This is a genomic window from Paenibacillus ferrarius, assembly GCF_002027705.1.
Taxonomy (GTDB): Bacteria; Bacillota; Bacilli; order Paenibacillales; family NBRC-103111; genus Paenibacillus_E; species Paenibacillus_E ferrarius.
Map to the genome: position 1 here is coordinate 145,399 of NZ_MBTG01000006.1, position 12,432 is coordinate 157,830.

Sequence of the window (12,432 nt, forward strand, 5' to 3'; positions counted from 1 at the left end):
TATTAGAAAGGAATGACCTGAATGGCACTCAAGAAAGCGATGATTATCGTCGATAAAGGAAACAGCAAAGAGAACGTACCCGTTTTATTTAACCCAGGCGAATATACACTCGACACGAAAAACAGCTACTCTTGGAAAACAGTGCCAGGTCTGTCCATGCCGATTGGTCAATTCGTGAGTGGCGGAACAACATCGCTTTCCATGGATTTTTATTTTGATACGTATGAAAAAGGGACAGACGTCCGTGACTATACGAAGAAAATATCCGGCTTGCTGGATGTAGAGAAGGAACTGCATGCGCCGCCGATTTGCCGATTCGTCTGGGGCTCCTTGGATTTTAAAGGGGTCGTAGAGAAAGTGACGCAGCAGTTTACCATGTTTTTGGACACCGGAGTTCCTGTCAGGGCTAAGCTGAATGTCGTTTTTCGTTCTTGGCACAACAAAAAAGAGCAGCTTCAAACGATTCCCCGCCACTCTGCGGACCGTACGAAGCAGAAAATGCTGAACCAAGGCGAGCAGCTCTGGATGCTGGCAGCCCATGAATATGAAGATCCGACGTTGTGGCGGGAAATCGCCAGAGCGAATCAGATTGATAATCCACTTAAAGTCGTAACGGGGCGCCGCATTTCAGTCCCAAGATTGGACTAAGCCGATGGCCACATTACAACTGGATTCAAGCTCTTCGACCTATGATGAACTAGCTAAAAAGTATAAAGAGTTCTTTGCTCCGGCTTATCTCATTACCGTTGACGGAGCGAAAATTTCGGAGAATATGGCGATTGCCACCATCCGAGTGGAAACGTCGATTGATGGCACAGCGGATTCTTTTTCATTCCGAGTCACGAATGCCTATGATGTCATGAAGAACGATTTCCAGTGGATTTCCGAGTTTACGTTAGGCAAGGCCATTGATATCAGCCTGGGTTATGTCGATAAATTTACTCCTGTATTTACGGGATTTATTACTTCTGTTGTTGTTGATTTTCCAGAGGACGGTGCGCCAGGTCTCATCGTGCGGGGGATGGACATGTCTTATCTGATGATGAAGGGCACGAGGTCTCGTTCATGGAATAAAAAGAAATATAGCGATGTGGTTACAGAGATCGCCAAAACGTATGGTGCCAAGGTTCATATTGATGCAACCACGACAGAATTTCCGACGATTTCTCAGAGCCAAATCAATGATTTTCATTTTATTCAAAACTTGGCTAATTTGGTGAACTACGATTTCTTCATCGTTGGCAAAAATTTATATTTTCGCAAGCCGCTTACGGAAATGACGGCTGTCATGACACTCGAAATGGGCAAAACGCTGCGCAGTCTTACGATTGACATGAATCTATCCGAGCAAATTACAGGTGTAACGGTTCGGGCTTGGGATAACAAAGAGCTGAAAGTGATTCAGGGCGAATCAGGCACGATTGCCAAGCTGGGCTCCAACTCCAAGACAGGCAAGGATTTGCTCGCTTCCAAAGGGGATTTCGTGGAACATATTTATACGAATGCGGCATCTGCGGAGGAAGCGAAAACCTATGCGGATGCACTGCTTAACCGGCGGGCGATGAAGCTGATTAGCGGTACTGGGGAATGTATCGGAATTCCGGAAATTCGGGCCGGACGCTATATCAAGCTCAGCGGTGTTGGCAAGAAATTCGATCAGCCTTATTATCTTACTGGGGCTACGCATATTTTTGATGATGAGGGCTACACAACTCGCTTTCAGATTGGAGGGAATGCGGTATAATGTTCAAGGCTCCCGATATCACGATAGGCGGTGTGACGGATTTCGCCAGCCAGAAAATAGGCGGAGTCATGGTCGCTGTTGTCACGAATAATAATGATCCTGATAAGATGGGCCGTGTGAAATTAAAGCTGCCTATGCAGGAAACCGATACCGAAACAGATTGGGTGCGCATCGCAACGTTTATGGGCGGCAAAGATATGGGCAGTCTATTCATCCCGGAAGTGAATGATGAGGTATTGGTTGCCTTTCATCTGGGGGAACTGCGCCAGCCCTTCGTCATTGGCATGCTTTGGAATCCGAAGAATATGCCTCCTGCTCCTGCGGAGAAAAATGATTTGCGTATGATCAAATCACGCTCTGGTCATGAATTATCCTTCAATGATAAAAGCGGTGACGAGAGCATTAAGATCAAAACAAAAAAGGGTCAAATCATCGAACTGAAAGATAAAGATGATAGTATTTCGATTGCCGATCAGAGTGGCAATAACCAAATTCTGATCAAGGGCGGGTCAGCCAATGAGATTTCGATCGTGAGCAGCAGCTCCAAAATCACGTTAAATGCCAAAGGCGATGTAGCCATTGAAAGCACAAAAGAAATCAAAATTAAGTCAACGCAAATTAATATAGAAGCTTCGGCTACGATGGCTCTGAAGGCAGGAGCTACACTGGATCTGAAGTCAGACGGCATTATTAATATTAAAGGCAGCATGGTCAAAATCAATTAGCGAGGGGCGGGGATGGGATGTCGGAAGCATTTTTGGGACGAGGCTGGAAATTCCCAATTCAGGTCGACCCTGCTACAGGGCGAATTCGGATGTCCGAGTATGAGGAAGACATTGCTGAAGCGATCCGCGTCATCCTCGGCACGACGCAAGGAGAAAGGGTCATGCGGCCTAGCTTTGGGTGCGGCGTTCAGGAATTTATTTTCGGCTTAACGGATGACACCTCGCTTCATCTACTGGAAAGCAACATTCAGGAAGCGATCCGCAACTGGGAACCGAGAGTTCACGAGGTGGATGTGAAAGCTGTGCCAGAAGCCGATGACCCCGGCAAAGTGATGATTCGGATTTCGTATCTGGTTCGTACGACGAATAACTTATTCAACCAAGTGTATCCTTTTTATTTATATGAAGGTTCCAAATAGAAAGAGGCTGCGGAAGCGATGACAATATGTACAGAGAGGAGGTGGAGCTGTGCAACCTCCCAAAATTGATCCTAGGGATATTCCTGATTTGATCGCGCAAATGAAGGAAATGGCACCTTATTACACGCCGGAATGGCGGTTTACGCCGGATAACCCAGACCCTGGTTCCGCGTTGTTCCTCATGTTCGCCGATATGTTTCATGACAATATCAAGCGGCTGAATCGTGTGCCTACGAAGAATTTAATCTCTTTCCTCAACATGTTCGATGTGACTTTGCTCCCGGCGCGTCCGGCTAGCAGCTATGTGACGTTTGCTCTGAATGAAGGCACGAAAGAGTCCGTATATATTTCAGCGGGAACTCAAGTTGCGGCCGCTGCCGAGGATGGCTACATTTTGTATGAGACTGCCCGCAGTGCGCTTCTCACTCCCGCATTGCTGACAGACGTCTACATGACAAGCCGGAAGCAGGATCAAATTGTACGCATATCCCAAGACTTTGTTGCCGCATCTCGGCAAGGACAAGCGTGTCCGACGAAGCTATTTTGCTTGCAGGATGGCGACAATTTGCAGGAGCATGCGATTTATTTGCAGCACAGCTCACTTTTCACCATCTCCAGCACAGCGCGTATTGAAATTGAATTCCGCAATTCCAAGAGGCGCTTTGATGAGCTTGCGATGACCAGCCAGCTGGCGGACCCTGCGCTGACGGAGTGGCTGTATGCCACCGCGGACGGCTGGAAGCCATTTGATCACGTCGAAGCTAGCGGCAATCGAATTCTTCTGTTGAAAGGTCAAGCAGGTGAGCTTGCCGAGCAGGAAGTGAACGGAACAGTTGGGCGATACATCCAGTGCCGTTTAAAGCCGCTTGCGCAGGGTGGAAGAACACTGGCAGACAGCAAGCTTTCCATGGATCATATTTCATTCAAAACGGATTATGTGGATACGCTTGAAACAGGCGGCATTCAGCCCGATATGATGTTTTATAATGATATTGCCGCAGATCGGACAGGGTTTTATCCGTTTGGCGATCAGTTTGCGCTGTATGGTTCCTTCTATATCGGGAGTCAGGAAGTGTTTACGAAAAAAGACGGCGATATCAAGCTGAGCTTCGGACTTCAAGCGATTCAGAATCGTTTTCAACCGGAACTGACCGAGCAAATGGATTGGAAAATGGTAATGAAAAAGTCCAAGTTCGATAAGCCGCCGGTTACGCATGTTACCGTCATGCAGGTCGCTTGGGAGTACTGGAACGGCTCATCCTGGGTGCGGCTTGAGGTAGGTAAAGAAGCGGAGAAGCTATTTTATTACCCGCATGAGCAAAAGGTGCGTAAAGATATTCACTTCCGCTGCCCAGCGGATCTGGAAGCTACCTATGTGAACGGCAATGACAATTGGTGGATAAGAGCGCGGATTCTGCATATCGAGAATGCTTATGTGGCACAAGCGATTTACCTTTCGCCGTGGATTGACGAGGTCGCATTAACGTATCACTATGATGATCGTCTGTATCCGGCGGAAAACTGCTTGGCGTTGAATAATACGGTATTTGTAGATCGCACACGTCATAGCCGGCAGTTGGAAGGGGGCTTTGAGCCCTTTCAACCCTTGGAAGGCAGTCATCCCGCCTTGCATCTTGCTTTTGACACACCGCCAGTGAAAGGTCCGATTTCCTTGTTCGTTTCGGTGAAACAGCAGCGATTCTCTGAACAGGATATCCCTTTGTTGGAATGGGAGTACCTGCGGGCTGGATTAATGCCTGGACTTGCGCCGGAATGGGTGGCCCTTAAAGTGATTGATGGCACCAACGGCTTGACGCAGAGCGGAACGGTGCAGTTCGTTGGACCTTCCGATTTTGCCGGAACCTCGTTATTTGGGCGAGATGGCTACTGGGTTCGTGCGGTGAATCGTGATAATAAATATGATGATTTGACAGGCAGTGTCCAAATTCCGATGATCCACGGATTATATATGAATACGGTACATGTGCTGCAGCAGGAGACGATCATTGGAGAGGTTCCTGATCCGAAGGGGCTGGAAGAACTGGAATACCAGTTAAGCCGTGGCAGCATCGTATCGGAAGAAGTATGGGTGGATGAGTCCGAGTTCATAACCGAAGAGGAAATTGTGGAATATGAGCATGCGGGGACCCCGACTATGGATATCAGTCGAGATTCGGAAGGCAACCTGCTGCAGGTATGGGTTCGCTGGACGGCCGTTCGCCAAATGGCGGATTCCGGGCATCGGGATCGTCATTACATGATTGATCGTACCTTCGGCCGAATTCGGGTAGGCGACGGCATTCATGGGATGCATCCTCCCAAGGGCGGACTTGAGCAGTTGAAAGTAACGTATCAAGTGACAGCTGGTCAAATTGGCAATGCGGCAGCACGGCAAATTAATCAGATGCAGGATTCGATTGCTTTTGTCGGTGAGGTATACAACCCAGAGCCAGCCTCTGGCGGGTGCCAAGCGGAGAAGCTGGACTCGGCTTTACAGCGCGGACCTGAGCTTCTCAAGCATCGAGACCGGGCCGTTTCGTCCAAAGACTACGAGTGGCTGGCGCGTGAGGCTTATCCGAACATTGCCAAAGTCGCCTGCATTGCGAACCGCAATGCCTATATGGACAAAGAGGTCGGGGCCATGACCCTTGTCATTTTGCCCAAAGAAGGCCAGCAGGGCAGCTCGACATTCCCGGAATTGAAGAAGCAAGTTGAGCGGTATATTCTGCAACGGGCTTCCAGTTTGGTTGCATTTCCCGAACGATTGCAAGTTATCGAACCGGTATATATGGAAATCTCCGTGTCAGCAATCGTTGCTGTGGAGGGGATGGATGCTGTTGTTGCTACAGAAATTCAAGCGATGGACAAGCTGGATCGCTTCCTCGACCCGCTTACCGGCAACTTTGACGGCAAAGGCTGGGGAATTGGTCAGCAAATTCACCCATCGGTTTTCTACGCGTTATTGAAATCCATTCGAACAATCAGCCATGTAGAGAAGCTCTACATGACCGTATACAAACTGGAAGACAGCGAACGAATTGAACTTGACGTGAACCGTCTCCCAGCTCTGCCGCATGGGATTATCGTGAGCGGGAAGCACAAGGTCGTCGTGAATGCTCTGTAGCTGCTAGGCGGTTGTGAGCAAGTCGTTAAAAGTAGCCTATTCGAAGGAGGTGAGTACAAGTGCTGCCGATTCCTAATTTGGATGACCGCATGTTTGAACAGATGGTGCAGGAAGCCCGGAAGTCGATTCCGAAGCTATTTCCGGAGTGGACGGATGAGAACGAGCATGATCCGGGGATTACGCTGCTGGAGTTGATGTCGTGGGTGACGGAGATGCAGCAGTACTATTTGAATCGCGTGACAGAACGCAGCGAGCGGAAGTTTCTGAAGTTGCTTGGCATTCGTCCGCATGAAGCGGTATCCGCCGTTTGCGAGGTATCGTTCACAGGCTTGCAGCAGCAGCTTGTGCTCCCGAAGGGAACACCGCTGCAAGCGATGGATCAGCGTTATGAGACGGTTGGCACGGTTCAGCTCGTGCCTTCGACTCTGGAGAAAGTACTGGTTCGCACTGAAACAGCGGCGGGTGACTTCACTTCGAATAACCATGCGAAGATCGCATATTATGCTTTTGGCCCTGAGGCGCGTAAAGGGGCGCATCTGTATCTAGGATTTGATCGCGCATTGCCAGAGCAAACGGAGATCTCGATTTCTTTTAAATTGTTCGATCGTTATCCGGTAACGATGGCTAGCACGGTTAACGGAACAGCGCCAATGATATCATCGGCCAAGGTAGCTTGGACTTTCGCGGGCGCAGGACAGCAAGGAATGAGTGAAAGCTGGCTGCCCATCGAATCGGTCAGTGATACGACTGTTCACTTATCGCAAAGCGGTGAACTCCGTTTTCGCGTCACATCCGAGATGAAGCCGATCGCCTTGTACCCAGCGGATGATCGCAGCCGGTATTGGATTTGTTGTACGCTTGAGGAGGATGGCTACGAGCTGTCGCCGAAGATTGAGAAGGTAAGCCTGAATGCTGTGAAGGCGGCTCAGGTGGAAACCTTTAGTGAAGTTACTTCCTTCACGAGCAGCGGAGAGCCGAATCAGAGCTTTGAGGCAAGCTCTTATCTAGCCTACAACGGCCTGCACACGATACAGGTGCAGGACGAGCAAGGGCGCTGGCGCGACTGGCAGGCCGTCGCGCAGCTTGATGCTTGCGGGCCGGCTGATTACTGCTGCGAGCTGCAGCAGGATTCGGCCCGTCGTGTCACCCGTCTGCGCTTCGGCGACGGCGTGCACGGCAGCATCCCGCCGCAGGGCGCGCAGCGGGTGCGGCTTATTGCCTATACGGCCGAGTTCGACTACGGCCGTTATGTCGGGGGCAGCAAAGGTCTGCCTGGGCAGACCTTTGAGGTCAGCCGCGGCCTGATCTATAAGCCCAGCAGCCTGCTGCTGCAGGTGGGCTATAGGCCGCGCGGAGAGACCAGCGTCGTCTGGGACGACTGGCAGGTCGTGGATGACTTTGACAATTCGAAGTCCACGGACCGCCATTACGTCTACGACGCTGCTGTCGGAACCATCCGCTTCGGTAATAACGAAGCGGGTCTTACGCCGCCGAAGTCCGTGGAGCCGAATATTCGGTTCATCCGGCTGCAAGCCGGCGGGGGTGTGCGCGGCAACGTGAAGGACGGTCTGGTGACCGGCTTCACGGAAGTGCCTGGCGTGAGCGTCACGAACGCCTTCCCGGCACGGGGCGGCCTCGAAGCGGAGACGCTCGATCAAGCGAAGCTTCGCGTCCAGCGCGAACTCAGCACGCCGACAAGAGCCGTAACCGCCGAGGATTATGAGGCGATTGCCAAGGCGACGCCAGGGCTGCGCGTCGCGCGGGTCAAAGCGATTCCGCTCTATAAGCCAGGCATGCGGGATTATCCGAAGATCAAAGCGCCGGCGCAGATGACCATCGTTGTCGTTCCATACAGCGAAAGCGATAAGCCGAAGGCAGGCAAGGGCTTTTTGCAAACCATCAAGCAGCATTTGGATCGGCATCGTCTTTTGACAACCGAACTTCATGTGATTCCGGCTGAATATATCAAGCTTACCGTTCATGCCATTGTGGTTATGGAGCCCAAATTCAAAAATGAACAGCGGGCAATTACACAAGCGTTAAGACTATTGCTCCAGCCGATGGATCTTGGACAGGGCTCTGAGGGCTGGCGTTTTGGACGAACGGTCTATAAGGGCGATATATACGGCGTCATCTCACGCATGAAAGGCGTGGTTTATGTGCAGGACATCTGGCTGGATGCGGAAGGTACAGGTTTTCATAAAGATGCCGCTGGTGATATTCATATCCCGCCATATGCGCTGGTTTACTCAGGTGATCATGAAGTAGAAACGATTAGTCAGACCGATGTATAAATTATTATGTAGAGACGAGATGAGGTGACGAACGATGCAGGATGGACAAACTTTTTTTTCACTGAACAAGCCGCTGGATTGGGAGCAAGGTTATGAAGCGAATATCCATATGCAGGAGCACGGCTTCTCGATCGGGCAAACCGAAAAGTACAGCATTCATCGCATCGTTCGTACGGATGAGCTGGAAGGTATTCCTACAATTTGCGATATGGCGGTGGGGCCTGGCCGGAAGCTCATTTTACTGGATGAGGCATCGAATGTGTGGGTCTATGAAGATGAAAGCCGCCATCGGGAGCTGTTATTCCGTCAGGGTCATCACTTGTTCAGCAATCAAGCGATGCTGGCGTCCATGTCAGATCTCCTTGTCATCGCGGATGCGAATCCGGCTAGTGAAAGACGACTTGCTGTGTACGCTATTTCGAATGGACAAACGATGTGGGCTTTGAATGAATGGGATGGACTAGAACTATTCCCGCTGTCGGTTAATACGAAATTAGCATCTGCCACTACATTGTATACGACGGTTCCTTTGGATATTAGTGTTGGTATGAATGGAAATCCGGAAGTCCCCCAAGGCGGCAGAATTGGCATTATTGCATGGAACGCAGCTGGCGAGGTTATGCAGGTATACGAGCATGAAGCTCACCGACTGGAAGCAGCCTCTGAGATAACAGCGCTTCATTCGCGTTATTTTACCGCTGCGGCTGAGGGGACATTAGCGCTGCTGGATGCCAAACTTCGGACGGTGACGATCTTCCATGAGGACGGTCGGGATCCGCTGCATTTTAAGCTCGAGCAAGAGGGGCGGTTTGCAGGCATTTCCATTGATACGAATCATAATCTCTTTATAGGGGATAGCGGGTACGCCCAGCAAGAAGGGGTCACCGAACGCTTTATTTTGAAATATCGCGGCAATGGCGAGCAGATGGATAAGGTGACAGGCTTTCGGGGGCGAACAGATAAATTGCTGCATGACGGGCGCAACCGTTTGTATGTCTTTGATCGGATCAGCGGACAGATTAGTATGCTCGATCTGCGTGCGCGCACGATGCTGCTGGAGGATACTCAATTGCCGGAGGCCGTCTATTTCTCAGCGGAGCTGGATACGACAGAGACGGAGCTCGAGTGGCACAAAATCCGCTTGGAAGCAGACATTCCCGAGGAGACGCAGGTTCGTTTCTCTTATTTCGCATCGGATGAGAGCGAGGGGCTTGTGGATGGCGATTACGTGTCGTATACGAGCTATTTCACGGACCCTGGCATTCCGGTCCATACGAAGTTGACGGCAACGCGTGACCTATGGTCGGAACCGATTTTGAATCCTAAGGATGCACTTCTCATGAATGCCCGGGGTCGTTATCTCTGGTTCAAAATTGAGCTCATCGGCAGTGAACAGAAATCGCCGTTTATCCGTAAGCTGCGGGTGTATTACCCGAGAACCTCCTTAATTGCCTATCTTCCCCCGATGTACCAGCAGGATGCTGAACATAGTCCTTTTCTGGAGCGGTTTCTGGCGATGTTTAGTACGTTTTTCGATGACATGGAAGATAAAATTGATCATATCTCCGCGCATTTTGATCCGGATGCTGTCTCCGGCACTTATCTGGAGTGGCTGGGCCGTTGGCTGGCGATTACGGATCATGAAGCTTGGGGTGAGGTCAAGCTAAGGAAGCTGATTAAGCAGGCTCCTGAGCTCTATAAGCTGCGCGGGACTCGCGAGGGCTTGATCAATATGGTGAAGATTTATACGGGTTCCGAGCCGTTCTTGCTTGAATATTTTCAATTTAAGCAAATGCAGGAGACATCGGAGCTGCGGCAGCTTTTTGCCCAGTTGTATGGCGATAATCCGTATTGCTTCTGCCTCATGCTTAAACCGGAATTCGTCCGTACGGATGCCCAGCGAATGACGATCGAGCAGATCATTGAAGATCACAAGCCCGCCTACACCGAGGGCAAGCTAATCGTGCTTCAGCCGTGGATGTACGCAGATATGCATACGTATTTGGGCATTAACACTTACTTATCTGAACCTACGTTATTAACGCTCGATCAGCGTTCGTCAATGCCTTACAACACGGTATTGATCGATATCGACCGCGATAAACGAATGGATATACATACACGCTTGGGACTGGATTCCGAAATCGAATAAACGAAATGAGCCTTAGAAGGTGAGGGGAAAGTTATGAAAAAAACACGATATTACCCGTTTGAACGAAATCGGTATTTCTATGGAAAGCTGTTGACGGTTAGGGATTTCGAGTCCGAGCAAAAGTATTTCAACGACAAGCGCCGAATGATGAATCGCCTGCTGCATGGCTCCGGCGTGCTGACAGGTCTGCAGGTTGTTGCGGTGGATGATAAATCCGTTTCCGTGGAAATGGGGGCTGCGATCGACGCGCTTGGCCGGGAAATTGTTGTGCCGACACCGATGACGCTGAAGCTTTCGATGATGGATGGATTCAGCAACAATGAGTACGCGAAGAACGTATATCTCTGCATCGCCTATGATGAAAAGGATAAAGAGCCTGTTCATGCCGTTGCCAATTCATCCGTTCGTTCGGATGAAATTAATGATTATAATCGGGTGTTGGAGAGCTACCGCGTATTTATTCGCGAGGATGCGCCTGACCCGGCTTCGCTGCCTTTGGCCAATTTGTCGGATCAGACGGTCGTGCTGTATCAAGATTCCAAAGTGCGTGTTCTGCAAACAACACCACGTTATGTGAACCCAGGGCAATTGTTCGAGATGAAGCTGCGCTTCGAGAAAACGCTTAAGGCCGGCCGATTATCCTTTCAATATGAATTAGCGGCTGATCGTGTAGAAGCGATGGATGGCACAACCATAGCGTTCCAAGAGCCGCAGGATGAACCGGATAGCGAGTATGAAATGAAGGTACTGCTTAGAGCTGACAGTACAGCTTCTGTGAAAAGCACAATTGGCGTTCAGCAGGGTTCGGCTGTTTTGAAGCTTGATGACAGGCAGTTGGATATTCAAGCGCAAGCGGTTGGCGAAGTGCAGATTATCCCAACATCCGTTCATGAGAAGCTTATGAATGATTTCGTGAAGCAGTCATTGGAAGCATCTTTAGAAGCTCCTACGGAACCATGTATTTACCTGGCTAAGATCTGCTTGATCAAAATGGGAGCAACCTATGTTATTGAAAATGTTGAGCAGGTTCCATTCGGCGAATATGTTTATAACTCTTCGGTCATGTACAGACTTGGGCAAACGAGCCAATATCGCGAGGATACAGCTGGTCAGTTCGTGACCAAGTCCAAAGTGAAAACCTTGGCACCGGGTCAGCCTCCGCAGTTCAAAGTGAACTATAATAAAGCGATCAGTGAGCTTTCATTTGATTTAAGCATCCCCGCCGGTGGGGGCAGCGGTATTGCCGGTATTCTGAGCGGTGTGGTGGATATTCCCGTCGAGCCTTTTACGAAGATCGCGGTATCGCCATTCGGGCGAGCGACCAAGAGCTTTTTCTCCGGCGAAATCGCGCATGGCCTCGGGGAAGGCAATGTGCTGATCATCACGAGTCTGGAAGAGAGCAGCGGCGATGCGTTCTCCGATATGCTGTCCAGCGGGGATCGTGTGTATGGCGGAGCTTCCGATGTGTTCAAAGGCAGTGAATTTGAGCCGGATGCGCCTGAAGTGAAGATTGGCACTATCGCTTATCCGCAGAAAGGGACATTCCGTATCGGCGTCAAAGTGCAGCAAACTTCGGAGCCAATGAATGTTCGCGTTCGGTGGTGGGCGTACAGCGCTGAGATGGCTAGCACGGTGCGCAGCGGCGGCGATTCCATTGAGGATGCGCTATCTGCCGCGATGCGGGAAGCGGCTTCGGCAGGCAGTGGCGCGGAGTAGATTTTGATTCAAAGAAATAGGCTGTGATCTAGGGTATATGTAAACAAAGAAATCTCTCCTTTTGTTCAAATGGTTGGGTGGTACCTCCATTTTGCTAAAGAGAGGTTTCTTTTTATTATTCTCTGGGGTCTTTCAGACTTTTGATACAGCTCCTTGTCTGTGGCCTCTAGGAAGGCTTTTTTTGCATTTCACTGGATAAACTCCAGTCAAAGCAGCATTTCCTCCTTCCGAAACCCGATAACACTGTAGTAATTCCAG

General features: G+C 50.2%; 8 protein-coding genes. All 8 read left to right on the plus strand.

Features of this window, described 5'->3' with window-relative positions:
- Positions 1-21: 21 nt before the first annotated feature.
- Genes BC351_RS07970 through BC351_RS08005 form a run of 8 tightly spaced genes read left to right on the plus strand, consistent with a single transcriptional unit; the run spans position 22 to position 12,174 of the window.
- On the plus strand, positions 22-648 hold the full coding sequence (locus BC351_RS07970) for a CIS tube protein (protein WP_079410468.1): 627 nt from the start codon (positions 22-24) through the stop codon (positions 646-648).
- Between the two features lie 4 nt (positions 649-652).
- Positions 653-1,744 (plus strand): phage late control D family protein, encoded by a 1,092-nt coding sequence (locus BC351_RS07975; RefSeq protein WP_079410471.1) that lies wholly within the window; start codon positions 653-655, stop codon positions 1,742-1,744.
- On the plus strand, positions 1,744-2,469 hold the full coding sequence (locus BC351_RS07980) for a phage baseplate assembly protein V (protein ID WP_079410473.1): 726 nt from the start codon (positions 1,744-1,746) through the stop codon (positions 2,467-2,469). The genes BC351_RS07975 and BC351_RS07980 overlap by 1 nt, the downstream gene beginning before the upstream one ends.
- A gap of 17 nt (positions 2,470-2,486) precedes the next feature.
- Entirely contained in the window at positions 2,487-2,888 is a 402-nt protein-coding gene (locus BC351_RS07985) for a GPW/gp25 family protein (RefSeq protein ID WP_079410475.1), read from the plus strand.
- Positions 2,889-2,937: 49 nt separating this feature from the next.
- Positions 2,938-6,012 (plus strand): baseplate J/gp47 family protein, encoded by a 3,075-nt coding sequence (locus BC351_RS07990; protein ID WP_079410477.1) that lies wholly within the window; start codon positions 2,938-2,940, stop codon positions 6,010-6,012.
- Positions 6,013-6,071: 59 nt separating this feature from the next.
- A complete protein-coding gene (locus tag BC351_RS07995) occupies positions 6,072-8,306 on the plus strand; it encodes a putative baseplate assembly protein (RefSeq protein WP_079410480.1) in 2,235 nt (744 codons plus the stop codon).
- A gap of 34 nt (positions 8,307-8,340) precedes the next feature.
- Positions 8,341-10,458, plus strand: coding sequence for a phage tail protein (locus BC351_RS08000; protein ID WP_079410482.1), 2,118 nt, complete (start codon positions 8,341-8,343; stop codon positions 10,456-10,458).
- 33 nt (positions 10,459-10,491) lie between these two features.
- On the plus strand, positions 10,492-12,174 hold the full coding sequence (locus BC351_RS08005) for a hypothetical protein (RefSeq protein ID WP_079410484.1): 1,683 nt from the start codon (positions 10,492-10,494) through the stop codon (positions 12,172-12,174).
- The last annotated feature ends 258 nt before the right edge of the window (positions 12,175-12,432 follow it).